The sequence below is a fragment of the Altererythrobacter chaiwopuensis genome, from assembly GCF_054957755.1.
The window spans coordinates 56969-76997 of the sequence record NZ_JBTXJG010000001.1; the positions used below are offsets into that span (position 1 = coordinate 56969).

General features: G+C 63.2%; 16 protein-coding genes. 9 read left to right on the forward strand and 7 right to left on the reverse strand.

Features of this window, described 5'->3' with window-relative positions:
• Positions 1–28: 28 nt before the first annotated feature.
• Positions 29–1588 (reverse strand): flavin-containing monooxygenase, encoded by a 1560-nt coding sequence (locus ACX2DJ_RS00350; protein WP_462570343.1) that lies wholly within the window; start codon positions 1586–1588, stop codon positions 29–31.
• Positions 1589–1719: 131 nt separating this feature from the next.
• Between ACX2DJ_RS00350 and ACX2DJ_RS00355 the strand changes: the two genes are divergently transcribed.
• Entirely contained in the window at positions 1720–2838 is a 1119-nt protein-coding gene (locus ACX2DJ_RS00355; RefSeq protein ID WP_462570344.1) for an NAD(P)H-dependent flavin oxidoreductase, read from the forward strand.
• A 54-nt stretch (positions 2839–2892) separates the two neighbouring features.
• Here the strand turns inward: ACX2DJ_RS00355 and ACX2DJ_RS00360 are convergent, their stop codons facing one another.
• From ACX2DJ_RS00360 to ACX2DJ_RS00370, 3 genes are all read right to left on the reverse strand, one after another.
• On the reverse strand, positions 2893–4716 hold the full coding sequence (locus ACX2DJ_RS00360; RefSeq protein ID WP_462570345.1) for a DUF885 domain-containing protein: 1824 nt from the start codon (positions 4714–4716) through the stop codon (positions 2893–2895).
• A 184-nt stretch (positions 4717–4900) separates the two neighbouring features.
• Complete coding sequence (locus ACX2DJ_RS00365; RefSeq protein WP_462570346.1) at positions 4901–6172, reverse strand: metal-dependent hydrolase family protein; 1272 nt, start codon at positions 6170–6172, stop codon at positions 4901–4903.
• Positions 6173–6251: 79 nt separating this feature from the next.
• Entirely contained in the window at positions 6252–7169 is a 918-nt protein-coding gene (locus ACX2DJ_RS00370; protein WP_462570347.1) for a MipA/OmpV family protein, read from the reverse strand.
• A 120-nt stretch (positions 7170–7289) separates the two neighbouring features.
• On the opposite strand from ACX2DJ_RS00370, the gene crtY reads away from it, so the two are divergent.
• The 7 genes from crtY (at position 7290) to ACX2DJ_RS00405 (ending at position 16247) form a co-directional block, all read left to right on the forward strand.
• Positions 7290–8495: a lycopene beta-cyclase CrtY gene (gene crtY / locus ACX2DJ_RS00375; RefSeq protein ID WP_462570348.1), complete on the forward strand. Its 1206-nt coding sequence runs from the start codon at positions 7290–7292 to the stop codon at positions 8493–8495.
• A complete protein-coding gene (locus ACX2DJ_RS00380; RefSeq protein ID WP_462570349.1) occupies positions 8495–10060 on the forward strand; it encodes a phytoene desaturase in 1566 nt (521 codons plus the stop codon). The genes crtY and ACX2DJ_RS00380 overlap by 1 nt, the downstream gene beginning before the upstream one ends.
• Before the next feature lie 255 nt (positions 10061–10315).
• On the forward strand, positions 10316–10897 hold the full coding sequence (locus tag ACX2DJ_RS00385; protein ID WP_462570350.1) for an LOG family protein: 582 nt from the start codon (positions 10316–10318) through the stop codon (positions 10895–10897).
• Positions 10898–10908: 11 nt separating this feature from the next.
• Positions 10909–11898 carry a phytoene/squalene synthase family protein gene (locus ACX2DJ_RS00390; protein ID WP_462572513.1) on the forward strand — a complete coding sequence of 330 codons (990 nt, stop codon included), beginning with the start codon at positions 10909–10911 and terminating at the stop codon, positions 11896–11898.
• A gap of 108 nt (positions 11899–12006) precedes the next feature.
• Positions 12007–12516 carry a nuclear transport factor 2 family protein gene (locus tag ACX2DJ_RS00395; protein WP_462570351.1) on the forward strand — a complete coding sequence of 170 codons (510 nt, stop codon included), beginning with the start codon at positions 12007–12009 and terminating at the stop codon, positions 12514–12516.
• Positions 12513–14459 carry an acetyl/propionyl/methylcrotonyl-CoA carboxylase subunit alpha gene (locus ACX2DJ_RS00400; RefSeq protein ID WP_462570352.1) on the forward strand — a complete coding sequence of 649 codons (1947 nt, stop codon included), beginning with the start codon at positions 12513–12515 and terminating at the stop codon, positions 14457–14459. Before ACX2DJ_RS00395 ends, ACX2DJ_RS00400 begins: the two co-directional genes overlap by 4 nt.
• Before the next feature lie 240 nt (positions 14460–14699).
• Positions 14700–16247, forward strand: a complete 1548-nt coding sequence (locus ACX2DJ_RS00405; protein WP_462570353.1) for an acyl-CoA carboxylase subunit beta — start codon at positions 14700–14702, stop codon at positions 16245–16247.
• A gap of 137 nt (positions 16248–16384) precedes the next feature.
• Here ACX2DJ_RS00405 and ACX2DJ_RS00410 read toward each other — a convergent pair whose 3' ends face one another.
• Positions 16385–17647 (reverse strand): multidrug effflux MFS transporter, encoded by a 1263-nt coding sequence (locus tag ACX2DJ_RS00410; protein ID WP_462570354.1) that lies wholly within the window; start codon positions 17645–17647, stop codon positions 16385–16387.
• 111 nt (positions 17648–17758) lie between these two features.
• Between ACX2DJ_RS00410 and dinB the strand changes: the two genes are divergently transcribed.
• Positions 17759–18901: a DNA polymerase IV gene (gene dinB / locus ACX2DJ_RS00415; RefSeq protein WP_462570355.1), complete on the forward strand. Its 1143-nt coding sequence runs from the start codon at positions 17759–17761 to the stop codon at positions 18899–18901.
• On the opposite strand, the gene ACX2DJ_RS00420 is transcribed toward dinB, so the two are convergent.
• Positions 18898–19392, reverse strand: a complete 495-nt coding sequence (locus ACX2DJ_RS00420; protein WP_462570356.1) for an NUDIX hydrolase — start codon at positions 19390–19392, stop codon at positions 18898–18900. The genes dinB and ACX2DJ_RS00420 overlap by 4 nt on opposite strands.
• Complete coding sequence (locus ACX2DJ_RS00425) at positions 19380–20003, reverse strand: 6-phosphogluconolactonase (RefSeq protein ID WP_462570357.1); 624 nt, start codon at positions 20001–20003, stop codon at positions 19380–19382. Before ACX2DJ_RS00425 ends, ACX2DJ_RS00420 begins: the two co-directional genes overlap by 13 nt.
• Positions 20004–20029: the final 26 nt, after the last annotated feature.

Sequence of the window (20029 nt, forward strand, 5' to 3'; positions counted from 1 at the left end):
TGTATCCTCCCCCTGCGGCTTGCGGCGATTATCCGCCCGCCAGTTCCATATCGATCTTGTCAGCAGTTTCACGGCACGGGCCGCTATAGACGAATTCCGGTGCATCGAGATCGATCCTGGGTATCTCGTCCTTTTCGCGCCAGTAATCCTGGTTGTGCCGCCATTCGGGCTTGTCACCCCGGCGCGGCAATTTGTCGAGCCCGCGCATCAGATAACCGGGATTGAAATTGTCGCGCTCGATCCATGGATGAAGCTCCATACCCTCATCTTCGGGCCGCAGTGCCACTTCGACCCGCGCGGCATGTTTCTCATCCATGTGGTTTAGCAGCGCGCAAACGAAATCGCCCAGCATATCGACCCGCAAGGTCCAGCTGGCGCGGAAATATCCCATCACCCACGCCATGTTGGGCACGCCGGTGAACATCATCCCGCGATAGGTGACGGTATCGTGCCAGTCGACCGGTTCGCCATCGACGAAAAACGGAATGTCGCCCATCACCGACAGGCGGAAACCGGTTGCCGCCACGATCAGGTCAGCCTCGATCTCCTCGCCCGAGGCGGTACGCACGCCCTTTGCGGTGAAGCGCTCGATCTCGTCCGTCACGACCGTCAGCTTGCCTGCCACCGCGGCGCGGAAAACATCGCCTTCGGGGCAGAAGGCCAGCCGCTGCTGCCACACCCGGTATTTGGGGGTGAAATGCGGCTCGAACTCGAAATCGGGCTTGCCGGTAAAGGCGCGCACCAGTTCTTTCAGCTCTTCGAACACCACGTCCGGCTCTTCCTGGCAGCGCCGCGTCATCAGATCCTGGTCATGCATGATCTGCGCGCGCACGACGCGGTGGATGGTCGGCTCGTCAATGCCGATTTCGCGCAGCCGGTCGGCCAGCTCGTTCTTGTTTTCGCTGCAATAGAAATAGGTCGGCGAGCGTTGCAGCATGGTGACATGCGCGGCCTTATCGGCGAATTCGGGCACCACGGTGGCCGCAGTCGCGCCTGATCCGATCACCAGGATCCGCTTGCCGGCATAGTCATAATCCGGATCCCACAGCTGGGCGTGGACGAAGTCACCCTTGAAATCCGCCAGCCCCCGCTTGTGCCATTCGGGCGGGATGTAGGGCGTTTCATGGTCGTAATAGCCCTGGCACATCCACAGGAATTTGCAGGTGAACACGCGCTGTGCCCCGTCTGCCAGCCGGACCGCCTCCACCGTCCACAAATTGCTTGTCCGCGAGAAGGAGCAGCGTGTGATCCGGTGGCCATAGAAGATGTGCTCACCGATTCCGTTTTCCTCGATCACCTCGCCCATATATTTGAGGATTTCCTCCGCGCTGGCGATCGGTGCGCCCACCCACGGCTTGAAGCGATAGCCGAAGGTGTAAAGATCGCTGTCCGAACGCACGCCGGGATATTTGTGCGTTTCCCAGGTTCCGCCGAATGTGTCCTTCATCTCAAGGATGGCATAGCTTTTCCCCGGGCATTGGTGCTGCAGGTGATAGGCAGAGCCGATTCCCGAGATTCCCGCCCCCGCGATCAGCACGTCCACATGCTGGGTCTCTGTCTTCGGTTCGATGCGGTCGATGGAATTCATGGCACACTCCTCTCACGTTCAAGGATGGAGCATATAATGCAGGGGTTCATTGACCAGAATCAATTGTGGCATGTCGCGCTTGCGGCAGGCTGCGCTATGGATAGAACGAATTGCCACAGGAGAGAAAAACGATGCCGTTCCGCATGACCGAGATGGTGGGTTGCGAATTCCCGCTGTTTGCCTTTTCGCATTGCCGCGACGTGGTTGCCGCCGTCAGCCGCGCGGGTGGTTTCGGCGTGCTGGGCGCGGTCAGCTTCACGCCTGAGCAGCTTGAGGTAGAGCTGCAGTGGATAGACGATCACATCGACGGCAAGCCTTATGGTGTCGACGTGCTGATCCCGGAGGTGCAGGCGGTCGACCAATCGGTGACGGCAGACGAGGTCATCGCGGCAATCCCGCAGCAATATCGCGATTTCACCCGGCAGATCCTGCGCGAGGCGGGGATCAGCGAAGATGCCGCCGCGCCGCTTGGCGGGTCGCAGCGGCCCAATACATCGCTGGGGCAGGAACTGCTGGAGGTGAGTTTCAATCACCCCGTGCGCCTGATCGCCAATGCGCTGGGCACCGCCCCGCCGCAGATGATCGCGGCGGGCAAGAAGCACGGCATCCCGGTGGCGGCGCTGGTTGGCGCCAAGGAACATGCGATGAAGCAGATCGAGGCCGGGGTGGATATCATCGTGGCGCAGGGCGGCGAAGGCGGCGGGCACTGCGGCGAGGTGTCCACCATCGTGCTGATCCCCGAAGTGCTGCAGGCGATCGAGCAGGCCGGTGCCGACATTCCGGTGCTGGCGGCGGGCGGCATCATGAACGGCAAGCAAATGGCCGGGATGATGGCAATGGGCGCTGCGGGCGCTTGGTGCGGCAGCGTGTGGCTGGCGACGAGCGAGGCGGAAACGAACGAGGTGTTCCGCGACAAGATGGTTGCTGCCACCAGCCGCGACACGATCCGTTCCAAGCACCGCACCGGCAAATACAGCCGCCAGTTGCGCAGCGGCTGGCACGCCATGTGGGAAGAGGCTGGCCTGCCTGCGCTGCCCATGCCGCTGATGATGCTACTGTCCGAACCGGCGCTGCGCGCGATCGACAAGGCGGCGGTGAATGGCAACCCCAAGGCGCGCGAGCTATGCTCCTATTGGGTGGGCCAGGGCGTGGGGCTGGTGCGCGAAGTGACCTCTGCCGGGCAGGTGGTTCAGCAGTTCAAGCAGGATTTCGTGGCGGGATACGAGAACCTGGCCGAAGCACTGGCCTGATCGCGCTGCGCCGGGGTTTGCGTCAACGATCCCGCCACCCCGGCGGCGATGGCGCTACCCCTTCTTCGCCGCGATCCAGCGGTCGATCTTCTCCTCCAGCACCGCCAGCGGCAGCGCGCCGGTGTTCAGCACCTGGGCATGGAATTCCTTGATGTCGAACCCGTCGCCCAGCGCTTGTGCCGCCCGCTGGCGCAGTTCCTGGATCTTGAGCGCGCCAATCTTGTAGGCCAGCGCCTGGCTGGGAATGGCGATATAGCGTTCGACTTCGGCCACCACTTCGGTGCGGGTCATGCCCGAATTTTCCAGCATGAAGTCGATCGCCTGTTCGCGGCTCCAGCCCTTGGCATGGATGCCGCTGTCGACCACCAGGCGCATGGCGCGCATCTGTTCGTCCTGCAGCGTGCCATAGCGGTTCCATGGGTCGTCGAAGAAGCCCATCTCATAGCCCAGCGTTTCGGCATACAGCGCCCAGCCCTCGACAAAGGCGGTATTGCCGCCGAAGCGCATGAACGCGGGCAGGGCATCGTTCTCCTGCGCCAGGCTGATCTGGAAATGGTGGCCCGGCGCGCCCTCATGCAGATACAGCGTGACATTGCCCGTGGTCAGGCGGCTGGGCAGGTCATAGGCGTTGAAATAGAAGGTGCCCGGGCGCGAACCGTCGGGCGTGCCCTGCTGATACGAGCCGCCAGCGCTGAACTGCTCGATCGCCGGGTCATAAGGCTGGATCTTCAGCTCGGATTTGGGAAGCAGCGAGAAATATTCGCCGATCTTTGCATCGACCTGCTTACCGATATCGTAATAGCTCTGCGTCAGCGCTTCGCGGCTTTCGGGCTTGAACTGCGCGTCGGTGCGGACGAAGTCGAAGAATTCGTTCAGTGTGCCGGCAAAGCCGACCTCCGCCTTGAGCTTTTCCATATCGCCCTTGATCCGGGCCACTTCGCTCAGGCCGAGATTGTGCACGTAATCGGCGGTTAGCGGCAAGGTCGTGGTCTGCTCGATCATCAGGGCATAGAGCTTTTCGCCGCCCTTCATCTGGCTGAGGCCCACGTTTTCGCGCGCGACCGGCAGATATTCGTCGCGCAGGAAATCACGCAGCCGCTCATGCGCCTTGTAAATGTCGTTGGTCTTGGCCTTGTAAGCGGCAGTAAGGCGATCCTTGTCTGCCTGCGAGAATCCGTCCGAAAAGACCTTGAGCGGCCCCATGAACTGCGAATCCTCCACCGGAATGGCGAGCTGCGTATCGAGCTGCTTGATTACCCGGTCGATGGTCAGCCGGGTTTCCAGCACCCCGCTCTTCATGCCTTCGCGGAACTTGCCGATAGCACGGTCGGTAATCACGATGTAATCGTCATGACGGGACAGGTTGTCTTCGTAATTGGCAAGCGTCTTGAAAGGCGCCGCGCCCTGCCCGCTGGCGAAGGTGGGATAGAAAGTGTGGAAGCCCGAAAAATGGTTGACCGGGCGGACCTCGGTCAGCGCGCGCAGCTCATCGGTCTGGCCGCGCAGCGCCTGTTCCTGCTGGTATTTGAACACGTCATAGGCAAGCTGGTCAGTCTGGTTCAGTTTGGTGCGGTCGATCAGTGCCAGCAGCGCGAGGTTGAGCTGGGTATCGGTCCGGCTGGCCAGGAACTGGGCATCGGTCAGATAGTCGCCAAGCCGGTCCGCATCCTTGTCATCGCCGCGAAACAAGCGGCTGAGCGGATTGAGCGCCAGTTCGCGCGCATCGGAATCCGCGAACAGGGCGTGGAGCTGGTCATGCTCGGATTGTTCGCTGGCCGGGGCGGCAACCGGCTGTCCGCCATGGTGGTCGGCCACTGCTGGCGCCGCCGGCATGGCAATTGCGGCGGTAGCGAGCAGAAACGGGCGAATGAATTTCATGGATGCACCCCTGTTATGTCAAAAATGGCCGCCACTCGGGCATGGCAGCATTGCATGGCGCGTCTAATTCACGAAGTGGCGCGCGTCGGCCACCCGGTGCTCTATGAATTGCGTGCCCGTTCGATGAACGGCACGGGCCAAACCTCCGGATCAAGCGGGCCCGACTGAAAGGCCGCGCCGGGTTTCACTCGATCACCCGGCCGCGCACCATCACCCAGTCGACATTTTCCAGCAGGCTGACATCGGCCAGGGGGTTGCCTGTAACCGCGATGATATCGGCCGAATATCCGGGGGCGAGCCGCCCGATTTCCTGCTCCATCCCCAGCACGCTTGCCGCCGTGGTGGTGGCACTGGCCAGCACTTCGCGGTCGCTCATCCCGCCCTTGCGCATCAGCGCCAGTTCGCCTGCATTCCGGCCGTGCGGAAAGACGCCCGCGTCGGTTCCGAAAGCGATCTTCACCCCCCATTTGCGCGCGCGCTCGACAATGCTTTCGGCAAAGGGGCCGACTGCCCGCACCTTCTCTTCCACCACCGGTGTATAGAAACCCGTGCCCAGATTGGTTTTGATGCCCTGGAATGCCATCAGCGTGGGAACCAGTACTGTGCCGTTTTCGCGCATCGCCCTGGCCGCAGCTTCATCGATATAGGTGCCGTGTTCGATCGTATCGATCCCGGCTCTCGCGGCTGCTTCGATCCCGCGCGCGCCGTGGGCATGGGCGGCCACCTTGAGCCCCAGCGATTGCGCGGTACGCGCGATGCTGCGCATTTCCTCGTCGGAGAAATGCGCCTCGAGCCCGCGCCCCTGTTGCGACAGCACCCCGCCGGTGGCGGTGATCTTGATCAGGTCAGCCCCGTATTTCGAGGCCAACCGCACTTTTTCTGCACATTCGGTCGCGCCGGTGCAGGTGAAACCGCTGGCAAGCGCATCGTTCACTTCCTTGCGGAAACCGCTGGTATCGCCATGCCCGCCGACGATCGCGATGGTCCGCCCCGAGGTAACGATACGCGGCCCGGGAACCAATCCCTGCTCTGTTGCGCGGCGCAGCGCCTGAGTCACCTGGTCGCTGCGCGAGCCCAGATCGCGCACCGTGGTAAAGCCCGCAAGCGCGGTGATGCGCGCATTCTTGGCCGCCACCATCGAATACCATTCAGGCGAATCCACCGCCGCCCGCCAATAATCGCCGCTGGGATCGCCTGAGATATGCGTGTGCAGATCGATCAGGCCCGGCAGCACCGTCTTGCCACGAAGATCGACATAGCGATCGGCATCCTCGAACGGCTGGTGCCCCGCCTCGATGCTGATGATGCGCCCGGCGGTGACGGTTATTGTCGCGGGTCCGCTGGGCTCGGCAGCGGCGTCGCTGATGACCGATCCGGCGTGGATCACGGTGGTATCGGCCAGTGCCGGGCCGGCTGCCAGTGCCGCCGCAGCACCAAGCATGGTGATGAATTTCATCGGTTTTCCTCTCGATCTGCCGGCAGTGATGCCCGCAGATGGAGCGGAACGCAAGTCGGTCCTGTGCCGAGGTTTCAGGCTAGAATACGTAAGCCACGCCGAAGATTGCGGTGAGCTGGTCGGCATCGCCGCGCAGGCTTGTAAACGGCGTAGCTGCGGCATCGCCAAGCATGCGGCGATAACCCAGCGCGCCGCCGAATATCAGCCCGCCGTCGCGGAAGTTTCCATTCAGGTCGAAGCCCGTCGCCAGCGTAACTCCGGCCTTGTGCCAGCCGCTATCGGCATCGAATTCGGGCAGGCCGCTGGCGGCGGATTGTACGGGCGTGACCGAATAGTAGTAATCGGCGAAGTCGCCATCGACATATTGTGCACCCGCGCTCAGTGCCACAATCGCGCCGGGCCCCAACGGGGTCGAATAGGAGATGCCCGGATCGATGATTGTGCCGCGGTGGGCACCGGCCACGTCGAACAGCACGTCAATCCCGGCAGATACGCGGTCATAGCCGGTGAACACACCATTGAAGGTCACCCCCGCCTGCCCGCCCAGTTCAATGGCGGTTTCGAGCTTGCCAGCTGCTGCGACTACGTCATCCTTGATGGTTCCGGTGCGATCACTGCGAAAACGGAAAATCGGGCCAGCGGAAAAAGTCACATCGCCGCGCATGGTTTCGAGAAAATTGAACGACAGACCGGCCGCGCGCGGACGCACCCCGATGCCCTTGTAGTTGCCGGCCACGACCGGCACGGGAAACACGCGGGATTCGTCAGAACCGCTGTAGGAATTGGCATAGACGAAGCCCGCACCCAGCGCGATCCAGTCGCCCGCAAAGATCGAGCGGGGGCGTGCCGGGGGCTCGATCGACAGGGCTAGGCCTTCTTCCTGGCTGGCGGAAGGCTCCGCTCCGCGCGCGCCATCATCATCACCGGCCGCTTGCGCTGAAAGCGGCGCAGCCACCATGGCGAGTGCAAGCGGCACGGCCAAAAGGCGAATTTTCATGGTCTGGACATTCTCCTGAATCCTTTAGCCAACGTGGCGCGTCAGCTTGCGTTCCGCAATGGCCTCGCTCGACCAAGGCGATTGCCCCATCACCCTGGCTGCCCTAGTGGCTGGATTGTAATGAACGGGCGCATGATCGATGTGGCAATTGTGGGCGGCGGGCTTGCCGGCGGGCTGATCGCGCTCGCGCTGATCCGCGCGCGGCCTGAATGCCGCATCGAACTGATCGAGAGCGGCGCCATGCTGGGCGGCAACCATCGCTGGAGCTGGTTTGCGAGCGACCTTTCGGCTGAGGGGGAGGCGCTGCTGGCAGCCTTTCGGCAGGTGCAGTGGGATAATGGCCATGAGGTCACTTTTCCCGCCTATCGCCGAGTGCTTGACACCGGCTACCGCTCGCTCACCAGCGCAGATTTCCACCTCGCGCTGCAGCGCCTGCTGCCACAAGGCGCGATCCGGCTGAACACAAGCGTGGCAAGTCTGGATGCCGAAAGCGTCATGCTCGACGGCGGCGAGCGCATTACGGCGCGCACAGTGATCGATTGCCGCGGCTTTGCCCCGACACCGCATTTGCGCGGCGGCTGGCAGGTGTTCATGGGCCGGCATATCAGCTTCGATGCTGCGCACGGGATCAATCGCCCGGTCATCATGGACGCCGCCGTCACGCAAAGTGCCCCGGTGGGCAATGGCGGTGCCTATCGCTTCGTCTATGTCCTGCCGATTGCCGCGCACGAGCTGTTCATCGAAGACACTTACTACGCCGATAGCCCTGAATTCGACCCTCGCCTGCTCTCGGGACGGATTGACCGCTATGCCGAGCGCCACGGGTGGGCCGATGGCACGGATGCAGGCCATGAAACCGGCGTTCTTCCGGTCATCACCGGGGGTGATTTCAACGCCTATCTCAAGCAGATGCAAGTCCCCGGCGTAGCATTGGCGGGCGCGCGCGGCGGCTTCACCCATCCGCTCACCAGCTACACCCTTCCGATCGCGGCCGAAAACGCGCTGGCGATCGCTGCACGCGGCGATCTCGCCGGGCCGCAGCTCGCTGCCTTCGTCGAAAATCGCGCGCGCGCGCACTGGCGCAAGACGGCGATCTACCGCGCCTTGGGCCGAATGTTGTTCAAGGCTGCGGAACCTGATCGCCGTGTGGACATTTTCCAAAGGTTCTATGGTTTGCCCGAAAGGCTGATCGAACGCTTTTACGCATGCCGCTCGACGCTTCCTGACAAGGCCCGCATCCTGATCGGCAAGCCGCCCGTACCTATCCCGCGTGCAATCCGCGCGCTTGCCGGCAAGGGTAACCCCTTGGCCATGGAGAAAGTCTGATGACCACGCAGACCCCGCCTTTCACGCCGCCGCTGAGGGCGAAACCGCTGATTGATCCGGCCCGCTACGAGGGCCGCAGCGCCTGCGTGATCGGTTCCGGATTCGGGGGGCTGGCGCTGGCAATCCGGCTGCAATCGGCTGGCATCACCACCACGGTGATCGAAGCGCGCGACAAGCCGGGCGGACGGGCCTATTTCTGGGAAAAGGAAGGCTTCACCTTCGATGGCGGGCCGACGGTGGTGACCGATCCTGACTGCCTGAAAGAGCTGTGGCAGCTGAGCGGGCACAACATGGCCGAAGATGTCGAGCTGATGCCGGTCATGCCGTTCTACCGGCTCAACTGGCCCGACGGGACAAACTTCGATTATTCGAACGACGAAGACAGCCTCAATGCCGAAATTGCCAAGCTCAATCCGGCGGATGTCGCGGGTTACCAGCGCTTCCTGGAATATTCGGCCGGAGTCTATGAGGAAGGCTATCTCAAGCTTGGTGCGGTGCCGTTCCTCGATTTCAAATCGATGCTCAAGGCGGCGCCCGCGCTGGTGAAGAAACAGGCATGGCGCAGCGTCTATTCGATGGTCTCCAGCTTCGTGAAGAGCGAAAAACTGCGTGAAGCGCTGTCATTCCATACGCTGCTGGTGGGCGGCAATCCGATGACCACCAGCGCGATCTATGCGCTGATCCACAAGCTTGAGATGGATGGCGGCGTGTGGTGGACGCGCGGCGGCACCAATCGCCTGATCGCGGGGATGGTGCGCCATTTCGAGCGGCTTGGCGGCACCATGCGGCTCGGCGATCCGGTGGTGCAGGTCCACACGCTCGGCTGCCGCGCGAGCGAGGTCGAGACTGCCAGCGGGTGGAAGCAGCGCTTCGATGCAGTGGCCAGCAATGCTGACATCATGCATTCCTATCGCGATATCCTGAGCGGAACCAAGCGTGGGCATGATTATGCCAGGTCGCTTTCGCGCAAGAGCTTCAGCCCTGGACTGTTCGTGGTCCATTTCGGGCTGGAGGGCACCTGGCCCGGCATCCCGCATCACATGATCCTGTTCGGTCCGCGCTATAAGGGCCTGCTGGATGACATCTATACCAGTGGCGTTCTGCCGCAGGATTTCAGCATTTACCTGCACCATCCCACGGTAACCGATCCAAGCATGGCACCCAAGGGCAAGAGCACATTCTACGCGCTGGTGCCGGTCGCCCACATGGGCAAGCTGGCGGTCGATTGGGACCAGATCGGTCCGGTGCTCGAAAAACGCATCCTCGACGAGGTCGGCAGGCGGCTGATCCCCGATATCCATGACCGGATCGTGACCAGTTTCAGCTATGCGCCCAAGGATTTCGCAGCCGATCTGAATGCGCATCTGGGCAGCGCCTTCAGCCTCGAACCGGTGCTGTGGCAAAGCGCCTGGCTGCGCGGCCACAACCGCGACGATGTGATCGAAAACTTCTATCTTGTCGGTGCGGGCACGCATCCGGGCGCGGGCATTCCCGGCGTGGTTGGCAGCGCCAAGGCAACAGCAAGCTTGATGCTGGAGGATCTGGCAACGAAATCCTCCCCGTGACGGGGAGGGGGACCGCGACGCGAAGCGGCGGGGTGGAGGGGCGCCATGGCAAGCTACGCGAAGGGATGTTGCTCGGTCCGAATTCCTGCGGCTGCGAGGTATCGCCACCACGCGCATCCCGGCCATCTTGGTGCTTGAAGATATCGAGGCGGTGATTATGCGCGTATGCGAGATTTGCAACCAACGAACGGAACTTGCCATGGTGCCCCTCCACCATCCTGCGGATGGTCCCCCTCCCCTTGCAGGGGAGGATATATGAATCGCATTGCTGTCTATTGCGGGTCCGCGACGCCGCAAGATCCACGTTACGCCGAACTCGCCCACGAAGTCGGCCGTTCGCTTGCCTTGCGCGAAATCGGCGTGGTCTATGGCGGCGGGCGGCTGGGGCTGATGGGCGCTGTGGCACGCGGCGCGCTGGAGGCGGGCGGCGAAGTGATCGGGGTGATCCCCGAAGCGCTGGTGAACAGCGAAGTCGCCAATCGCAATTGCACGGAATTGATCACCGTTTCCGGGATGCATGAGCGCAAGCAGCGTTTCACCGATCTTTCGGACGGTTTCCTGACCATTCCCGGCGGGGTCGGCACGATGGACGAATTGTGGGAAGCCATGAGCTGGGCCCAGCTTGGCTATCATTCCGATCCGGTTGGCCTGCTCAACGCGTTCGGCTTCTTTGACCATCTGATTGCCTTCAATGAAAAGATGATCGAGGTCGGGTTCGTGCGCGCGGCGCACCAGAACATCCTGATTCATTCGGATAGCCTTGGCGATTTGCTCGACAAGATGGCATCTTATCAGCCGCACATCCCGATCTTCCGCATGAAGGCCGAGGATTTGTGAGCGAGCCCAATATGTTCGCCCCGGCAAACACGCTGCGGCATACGCCGCGCGAGCCGGGCGCCGGGCGGCACCGCGCGCCGCTGGTCGAAAAAAGCCGTTTGGCGATAAAGCAGGGCTCAAGGAGTTTCTCTGCCGCATCGCGCCTGTTTGACCGCACCACGCGCGAGCGGGTGTGGATGCTCTATGCCTGGTGCCGCCGCTGCGACGATCTGACCGACGCGCAGGATATGGGCGGTGCACTGGGCGAGCAGTCCGACATCGGCGAGCGGGTCAAGCATATCCGTGTGCTGACGCAGGCCGCGCTCGATGGCCAGCCGACCGCCGATCCCGCCTTCGACGCTTTCGGCCAGGTCGCCAGCGAATGCGGGCTGACGATGGAGGATGCCGAAGCGGTGATCGCCGGGTTCCAGCTTGACGCGGATGATTGGCGCCCGCGCAGCGAAGCGGATCTGATGCGCTATTGCTGGCACGTGGCGGGAGCGGTGGGCGTGATGATGGCGCTGGTTATGGGTGTAAGGCGCGAGGATGCCGACACGCTGGATCGCGCCTGCGACCTTGGCCTGGCCTTCCAGCTCGCCAATATCGCGCGCGACCTGGTGGAGGATGACGCTGCGGATCGCTGCTACCTGCCGATCGAATGGCTGGTCGAGGAAGATATCGAGCCGGGCCAGCACACCAAGCCGCATCACCGGCAGGAACTGGCTGACATGGCCGCGCGGCTGGTGCGGCGGATGGAAGTGCACGCCGCATCCTCGCGCATTGGCGCAGCGCGCCTGCCGTTCCGCAGCCGCTGGGCGGTGCTTTCCGCCGCGCGCATCTACACCGCGATCGGGCGCAAGGTGCTTGCGCGGGGCACTGCGGCGTGGGATCGCCGCGTCTATACGTCAAAGGCGCAGAAGATCGGCCATGCGGCGATCGCTTTTGTCGAGGCGCTGGTGAACCGCCCGCCCAAGCTTGGTGACCAGCCGCGCTGGCGGCGGGCGGATTTGGCGGATGGCTGATCGTCATTGCGAGCGGCCGCAGGCCGCGCGGCAATCCAGTAACGCCGCAAGCTGGATTGCTTCGCTACCGCTCGCAATGACGAAATTTATAGGCTAGCGCTCATTGGCATGAGAGCACCCCTGAAAACCGCCGCAGCGCTGCTCGCGCTTGTCGCTGCGCCGCTTGCTGCCCGTTCACCGACCAATGAACAGATCGAAGTGATGAACGCCGCCCACGGCTTCTTCGATGCGCTGCGAAGCGACGACAAGACCGCGCTCGCGCAGCACATGCTGCCTGACGGCGTGATCTTCATCCACAACCGCATAAAGCCCGACCAGCCCCGCGTCGATGTCGTGCCGGTTACCGATCACCTCGCGCGCTGGGCGAAATCACCTGCCGATGTCGACGAGATCATGCACATCGAGACTGTGATGGTCGATGGTGACATGGCACAGGTGTGGGGCCCGTATTACTTCGAGGTCGAGGACAAGCTTAACCATTGCGGATTTAACTCGCTGAGCATGATCAAGACAGCAGACGGCTGGAAGGTCGCCAACACCAGCTTCAGCATGGAACCGCCGGAGCGGTGTGACGCGCTGGTTGCCGAGGTGAATTCGCATTGGGAGTTCTACCCATGATCACCAAGCTCCTCATTGCCAATCGCGGCGAGATTGCCTGCCGCATCATCCGCACCGCGCGCGCCATGGGGATCGCCACAGTGGCGGTCTATTCGGATGCCGATGCCAAGGCGCTGCACGTGCGCCAGGCGGACGAGGCCGTGCATATCGGCCCCTCGCCCGCTGCGGAGAGCTATCTGGTCGGCGCGAAGAACATCGCCGCTGCGCAGCAGACCGGGGCGGATGCGGTGCATCCGGGCTATGGCTTCCTGAGCGAGAATGCCGACTTCGCGCAGGCGGTGATCGACGCAGGGCTGATCTGGGTCGGCCCCAAGCCTGCCAGCATCCGCGCCATGGGCCTGAAGGACGCGGCCAAGCAGTTGATGCGCGCCGCGGGCGTGCCGGTGACGCCGGGCTATGACGGCGCGGATCAATCGGTGGAGCGCCTGACCAAGGAAGCCGAGGCGATCGGATATCCCGTGCTGATCAAGGCGGTCGCGGGCGGCGGCGGCAAGGGGATGCGCAAGGTCGATGCCGCAGCGGACTTCGAAGCCGCGCTCGAAAGCTGCCGCCGTGAGGCCAAGGCGAGCTTCGGCAATGACGAGGTGCTGCTGGAAAAGTGGATCACCTCGCCCCGCCATATCGAGGTGCAGGTGTTCGGCGATGCCCACGGCAATGTCGTCCACCTGTTCGAACGCGATTGCTCGCTCCAGCGCCGCCACCAGAAGGTGATCGAGGAAGCTCCCGCCCCCGGCATGGACGCGGCCACCCGCGAAGCGATCTGCGCCGCCGCCGTGCGCGCGGCCAAGGCGGTCGATTACGAGGGCGCAGGCACGGTGGAATTCATCGCCGATGCTTCAGAGGGCCTGCGCGCCGACCGCATCTTCTTCATGGAGATGAACACCCGCCTTCAGGTCGAGCACCCCGTCACCGAGGAGATCACCGGCGTCGATCTGGTCGAGTGGCAGCTGCGCGTTGCCAGCGGCGAGCCGCTGCCGAAGCGGCAGGATGAGCTATCGATCAACGGCCACGCGATTGAGGCTCGGCTCTATGCCGAGGATCCGGCCAAGGGGTTTTTGCCGAGCACGGGGCGGTTGGCTTATCTCAAATTACCTCTTGGTCTCAGTCGAACTTTTACCACGCGCGTCGACACCGGTGTGGAGGAAGGCGATTCAGTTTCTCCGTTTTACGATCCAATGATTGCCAAGCTCATCGTGCATGCAAGGGACCGCGAGTTCGCCATCGATGCCCTACGGGTTACAACAGGCGGCACAAAATGTTGGCCCGTAAAGTCGAACGCCGGATTTCTAAATCGCCTTCTCAACGACAAGGTCTTTGAGGACGGATCAATGGATACGGGGCTGATCGGCAATCGTATCGAGAAATTCATTCCGGAATCCGAAGCATCGCAAAAGGTCTTGCAGTCGGTTGCACACATGGCGGTCGATCATGCGCTGGGCGGACGAGCAAGCACCATTCGTGAAACCTATCTGGAGACCGACGCAGGGCCTTGGTCGAATGTCGGCTTTCGTCTGAATCGTGACGCTGAGCCAGTTTGGCTCCGACTAAGCGACGGCGCACAGGAGTATGACGTCGAGTTTGCTGACCAGTCGATTGACGATAGCCTATGGGTCGAAGCTACTCCTTTTGGCTATGCAGTTGGCGAAAACGGCGTCACTCGCCTGTTTACTGTTGCGCGCGAAGAGGGAGATGGAAACCACCACGCGCACGATGGCGACATCCTCGCCCCTATGCCGGGCAAGGTCATCGCGGTCGATGTCACCGAGGGCCAGGCCGTCACCGCCGGGCAGCGGCTTATGGTGCTCGAGGCGATGAAGATGGAGCACGCGCTCACCGCGCCGTTTGACGGGGTGATCGAGGGGCTGACGGTGAACCCCGGCGCGCAAGTGCAGGTTGAGGCGCTGCTGTGCCAGGTGATGCCGGTGGAGGATGGCGAAGCCTAACCCCCCTTCCCTGGAGGGAAGGGGCTGGGGGATGGGTGTGCAACGCCCGTGAATGCCGAACCCCCACCCCCGGCCCCTCCCCTACGGGAGGGGAGAAGATGCCGACACCTATTTTCGTCATTGCGAGCGTAAGCGGATACGCAGTAGGCCAGAGGCCAACCAATCCAGAGCGGTTCGCGATACGCTCTGGATTGCCGCGGCGACTACGTCGCCTCGCAATGACGAGGTGGGGGAGGATTTATGACCTGGGCAAAAGAACTCGAAGAACTGCGCCGCCGGGAAGCGCTCGCCGAGGAAATGGGCGGGCCGGAAAAGCTCGCGCGGCAGCATGGCCGGGGCAAGATGGACGCCCGCGCGCGGCTGGCGGCGCTGTGCGACGAAGGCTCCTTCCGCGAAATCGGCAAGATCGCCGGGCACGGCCATTATGACGAGAATGGCGAGCTCACCGGCGTCACCCCCGCCCCGTTCCTGTTCGGCAGAGCCATGATCAATGGCCGCCCGGTTGTCGCCACTGCGGACGATTTCACCATTCGCGGCGGCGCAGCCGATGCCGGGATCAGCCGCAAGATGGTGCAGGCGGAAAAGATGGCGCACGAGCTGCGCCTGCCGCTCATCCGCATGATCGACGGCACTGGCGGCGGCGGCTCGGTCAAGACGCTGGAGCAGATTGGCGCAACCTATATCCCCGCCGTGCCCGGCTGGGGCGATGTGGTGCAGAACCTCGACACCGTGCCGGTGGTGGCGCTGGCACTTGGCCCAACCGCAGGGCTCGGCGCAGCGCGCACCGTTGCCAGCCATTATTCGATCATGGTGCGCGGCCTCAGCCAGATCTTCGCCGCCGGGCCCGCCGTGGTCGACGGCCTGGGCGAAAGCTACAGGGGCGCAGCCGACCACCAGCAGGCCAAGGAAGAGCTTGGCGGTAGCGACATCCACACCCGCAACGGCGTGGTCGATGACGAGGTGGCATCGGAGGCCGAGGCCTTCGCCCGCGCGCGGCATTTCCTCAGCTTCATGCCCGAGCATGTCGGCCAGCTCGCGCGCCGATCGAACTGCACCGATCCGGTCCACCGCCGCGAGGAAGCGCTGCTGAGCCTGGTGCCGCGCGATCCCAAACAGGTCTATTCGATGCGCCGCTGCCTGGACATGGTGTTCGACACCGGCACCGTGTTCGAGATCGGCAAGATGTGGGGCCGCGCCGCGATCACCGCGCTTGCGCGGCTCGACGGCTGGCCGGTGGCGGTGGTGGCGAGCGATCCCAGCTTCCTTGGCGGCAGTTGGGAGGCCAAGACATCGGAAAAGGTCGAGCGCTTCGTCAAGCTGGCTGACCAGTTCCGATTGCCGGTTGTCCACCTGGTGGACAACCCCGGCTTCATGATCGGGCGCGAGGCGGAAATGGCGGGCACGATCCGCTACGGCGTCAATGCGATGAACGCGATCTACAAGGCCAGCGTCCCGCTCGCATCCGTCGTGCTGCGCCGCGCCTATGGCATCGCGGGCAGCGCAATGAGCAATGCGGAGAAGTTCCAGTATCGTTATTGCTGGCCCTCAGGCGATTGGGGTTCGCTACCGATCGCGGGCGGGCTGGAGGTTGCCTACAAGTCCGAGATCGAAGCAAGCGAAGACCCGGCGGCAACGCTGGCGGAAATCCGCGCGCGGCTGGACAAGGTGACCAGCCCTTTCCGCAGCGCCGAGCGCTTCAATGTCGAGGATATCATCGACCCGCGCGATACCCGCCCGCTGCTGTGCGAATTCGCGCAGCTGGCTTGGCGCAAGTTAGGCAGTGATTGACACGATTTGATAGCAGGCCCGTTAACTCCCCTCCCCTTGGGGAGGGGTTGGGGTGGGGGTTCGGCATTCGCTGGCGTGGAACACCCATCCCCCGCCCCTTCCCTCAAGGGAAGGGGTGATAGGAGTGGCTCCCTACCCTAATGCCGCAGAATATCGTGCAATTCCATATAGCGCCGCGCCTGGTTGGGGCGGCGGAACAGCTTGCCCCGTTCGCTATAGAGCACCAGCACCAGAGCGATCAGCGCGCACAGCGTCATCGCCACGCCCAGCGGAAACGCCGTGCCGTCATAAGCCTGGCCGATTGCCGCGCCCAGCACGGCACCGGTTACCATCCGCAGGCTGGTTTGCGCCGAGGATGCCGCGCCGGCAATATGCTGGAACGGTTGCATCGCAATCGAGCTGAAATTGGCGCCGACAAAACCCAGCATGGTCATGTTGAGCGCCAGCAGCGGCACGAATTCCCACAGCGTCTGCCCGCCGCGCCCGGCGGAAATCATTTGCAGAATGCTGGCCACCAGGAAGCCGATCAGCGCGGCGTGGCTCACCCGCCTTGCTCCGAATCTCTCGACAATGCGCGAATTGGTGAAACTGGCGATTACCATGCCGATGATCGAGGCGCCGAAGATCAGCGCGAAATAGTCGCCTGCGCCAAAGCTTTCCGCGATCAGCTGCTGGCTGGAATTGAGGAAGCCGAACAGCGATCCGAACACCAGCGCGCTGCCAACCACATATCCCACCGAGATGCGGTTCGACAGTGCCTGGCCCATGTTCTTCAGGATCGTGACCGGATCGATCTGCTGCACATTATCTTCAGACAGCGATTCGGGCAGGCGCAGCCATACCCAGATGCCTACGATCGTGCCCATCACCGCCATGGCATCGAAGATCGCGCGCCAATCGAAGAACATCAGGATCAACTGACCGATCGCCGGGGCAAAAACCGGCACCGCCAGAAAGATCATGATGATCAGGCTCATCATGCTCGCCATGCGGTCACCCCCCACCCGGTCGCGCACGATCGCGGTGGGCACTACGCTAAGGCCTGCGCAGGCGATCCCCTGCACCAGCCGCAGCGCCAACAGGGTCTCGAAGTCCTGCACGATCGAACAGGCGAGCGACAGGCCGACATAGGCGATGATGCCGACGAACAGCACTGGTCGCCGCCCGAAGCGATCGGCAAAGGCGCCGGGGAAGAAGGCGCCGATCCCCGCCCCCAGGAAATAGGCGCTGATGACATATTGCCGGTCATTCCCGTTTGCACCCAGATCATCCGCCATCAGGCCCAGCGCCGGCAGCATCGAATCGATGCCGAAGGCCTGCAGGCTCATCAACGAAGCCATCAGCACGATAAGTTCGCGCTCACCGAAGGGGCGAGAGGATTGGGACGCCGGAGAGGACATGTCCCTGTTCTTGCGCGCTGACCGCCAATAAGGAAAGCCGCTTTTTGATCCTGCGCGGGTTTCGGCGCGGGCGTGCTTTCGCTGCATCGCGCCTGCGCGTAAGATGCTGCGATGGCGGATCACGGCAGCGAAGATGGCGATGGCGATGGCGCGGAAGGCCCCAATGATTCCATGGGCCTGCGGAAGATCATCCATGTCGACATGGATGCCTTCTTCGCCAGCGTGGAGCAGCGCGACAATCCTGAACTGCGCGGCAAGCCCGTTGCCGTGGGCGGCGCGGGCGGGCGCGGCGTGGTCGCCGCCGCCAGCTATGAAGCGCGTGAATTCGGCGTGCGCAGCGCCATGCCTTCAGTCACTGCGAAACGCCTCTGCCCTGACCTCATCTTCGTGCGCCACCGCTTCGATGCCTATAAGGAAGCAAGCCGCACGATCCGCAGGATCTTCGAGCATTACACACCGCATGTGGAGCCGCTCAGCCTGGACGAGGCCTATCTCGACGTCACCGACGATCTGCTCGGCATTGGCTCTGCCACCCGCATTGCGCAGCTGATCCGGCAAGAGATCAAGGCCAGGACAAGGCTCACCGCCAGCGCGGGCGTGAGCTACAACAAGTTCCTCGCCAAGCTCGCCAGCGATCAGAACAAGCCCGACGGAATGTGCGTGATCCGGCCCGGCGAAGGGGCGGATTTCGTCGCCGGATTGCCAGTGCGGCGCTTCCACGGGGTTGGGCCCAAGGGCGCAGAAAAAATGGCGAAGCTGGGCATCGTGACGGGTGCGGACCTGGCGGCGAGGGACATCGCCTTCCTGCGCCAGCATTTCGGCAGCCAGGCGGATTATCTTTATCGTGCCGCGCGCGGGATCGACCTTCGCCCGGTGCGTGCCCACCGCATCCGCAAGTCTGTGGGCGGTGAGCGTACTTTCAGCGAAGACATCTCCTCCGGCCCCGCGCTGCGCGAAACGCTCGACAATATCATCGAGATTGTGTGGGACAGCATCGAAAAGACTGAGGCCAAGGGCCGCACCGTCACGCTGAAAATGAAATACACCGACTTCCAGAACGTGACGCGGGCCAGGACGGTCGACCATCCAGTTGCAGACAAGGCCGAATTCGCGCGGATTTCGCGGGCTCTGCTCGATGAGCTGCTGCCGCTGCCGATGCCGATCCGGCTGATGGGGCTGACACTGTCGAAGCTTGAGGGCGACGAGGCCGGGCAGGATCGCACGCGCGACGAAGCCCAGCTTTCGCTGCTCTAGCTGCTTTGGCTGCCACGCTCGGCGCGCCAATGCTCGAGCGCGCGGCGAGTCCCTGCACCAAGCGGCATCGGCAGCGAATGGCCCGGGAAGAAGCGCGCTTCCACCACTTCGCGCAAATCCGGCTTCGGATGGCGGTCAATCGTCGCGGCAAACAGATGCATCCTATGCGGCGAAGCGGAAATCTCACCTTCGATCGAACCCAGCGACCGAGCACGCGCCAGATCCAACCCCAGTTCCTCGCGCAGTTCGCGCTGCGCGGCAGCAAGTGGATCCTCGCCGCGGCCCACGCCGCCGCCGGGAAGGCACCAATGATCGGGCCCATAGCTGTGCCTGAGCAGGAGGATCGAGCCTTGCAGGTCGGTCACGATCACATTGCAGCCCACGATCGGCGCCTTGCGCCAGCGCCGCCAGCGGTGCCGCAGCCGGTAGGCAACCGGCAGGATCGCCCGGTGCAACGGCGCGGGTATCAGGCGGATGATCAGGTGAAGCATGTGACATCCTGGCTTGCCGCGCCCAGAAGCCGCGCGACCGGCAGATCATGCGCACCGGCCAGCGCGGCATCGAACACCGCGCGCTTGTCAGCCGAGCCGCCAAGCGTGAACAGGATCGCATCCGCGCGCAGCAGCGCAGGGATGGTCAGAGTGATCCGGTCAAACGGCGCCTCGGGCGGCAGCGGATCGGGCGTAAGGCGGCGCACCGCTTGCGGATCGTCAACTTTGGGATCGGTATTGGGGAACAGCGAGGCAATGTGCCCGTCGCCCCCCATGCCGAGCCAGGCGAGCGCGAAATGCGGTGGCGCCGCATCTTCTGACAAACTCGCAACGCTGGCACCAACCGGCTCGAACAGCGCGCGGATCTTGCCGGTGTTCGACGCTGCATGTTCTTCCGGCACGATCCGGTCATCACCCGGCCACACCACCAGCCGCGACCAGTCAAGATCGCGTGTGACGAGCTGCTCCATGATCGGAAACGGGGTCGAACCGCCCGGCACGGTGATCGCTACCGGGCCTTCGGTCGCCGCCATTGCCCCGGCAATCCGTGCATCGAGCCAGTCGGCAATCGCGCCCGTATCGGCACCTTCCACAATCGTCACATCAGCCATGCGGCGCTTGTAGCAAAAGGGCCGCT

What these genes read in the sequence shown, in the direction of transcription:
- ACX2DJ_RS00350 (WP_462570343.1), bottom strand. Translation starts at nt 1,588, where the DNA reads ATGAATTCCATCGACCGCATCGAACCGAAGACAGAGACCCAGCATGTG.
- ACX2DJ_RS00355 (WP_462570344.1), top strand. Translation starts at nt 1,720, where the DNA reads ATGCCGTTCCGCATGACCGAGATGGTGGGTTGCGAATTCCCGCTGTTT.
- ACX2DJ_RS00360 (WP_462570345.1), bottom strand. Translation starts at nt 4,716, where the DNA reads ATGAAATTCATTCGCCCGTTTCTGCTCGCTACCGCCGCAATTGCCATG.
- ACX2DJ_RS00365 (WP_462570346.1), bottom strand. Translation starts at nt 6,172, where the DNA reads ATGAAATTCATCACCATGCTTGGTGCTGCGGCGGCACTGGCAGCCGGC.
- ACX2DJ_RS00370 (WP_462570347.1), bottom strand. Translation starts at nt 7,169, where the DNA reads ATGAAAATTCGCCTTTTGGCCGTGCCGCTTGCACTCGCCATGGTGGCT.
- crtY (WP_462570348.1), top strand. Translation starts at nt 7,290, where the DNA reads ATGAACGGGCGCATGATCGATGTGGCAATTGTGGGCGGCGGGCTTGCC.
- ACX2DJ_RS00380 (WP_462570349.1), top strand. Translation starts at nt 8,495, where the DNA reads ATGACCACGCAGACCCCGCCTTTCACGCCGCCGCTGAGGGCGAAACCG.
- ACX2DJ_RS00385 (WP_462570350.1), top strand. Translation starts at nt 10,316, where the DNA reads ATGAATCGCATTGCTGTCTATTGCGGGTCCGCGACGCCGCAAGATCCA.
- ACX2DJ_RS00390 (WP_462572513.1), top strand. Translation starts at nt 10,909, where the DNA reads ATGTTCGCCCCGGCAAACACGCTGCGGCATACGCCGCGCGAGCCGGGC.
- ACX2DJ_RS00395 (WP_462570351.1), top strand. Translation starts at nt 12,007, where the DNA reads ATGAGAGCACCCCTGAAAACCGCCGCAGCGCTGCTCGCGCTTGTCGCT.
- ACX2DJ_RS00400 (WP_462570352.1), top strand. Translation starts at nt 12,513, where the DNA reads ATGATCACCAAGCTCCTCATTGCCAATCGCGGCGAGATTGCCTGCCGC.
- ACX2DJ_RS00405 (WP_462570353.1), top strand. Translation starts at nt 14,700, where the DNA reads ATGACCTGGGCAAAAGAACTCGAAGAACTGCGCCGCCGGGAAGCGCTC.
- ACX2DJ_RS00410 (WP_462570354.1), bottom strand. Translation starts at nt 17,647, where the DNA reads ATGTCCTCTCCGGCGTCCCAATCCTCTCGCCCCTTCGGTGAGCGCGAA.
- dinB (WP_462570355.1), top strand. Translation starts at nt 17,759, where the DNA reads ATGGCGGATCACGGCAGCGAAGATGGCGATGGCGATGGCGCGGAAGGC.
- ACX2DJ_RS00420 (WP_462570356.1), bottom strand. Translation starts at nt 19,392, where the DNA reads ATGCTTCACCTGATCATCCGCCTGATACCCGCGCCGTTGCACCGGGCG.
- ACX2DJ_RS00425 (WP_462570357.1), bottom strand. Translation starts at nt 20,003, where the DNA reads ATGGCTGATGTGACGATTGTGGAAGGTGCCGATACGGGCGCGATTGCC.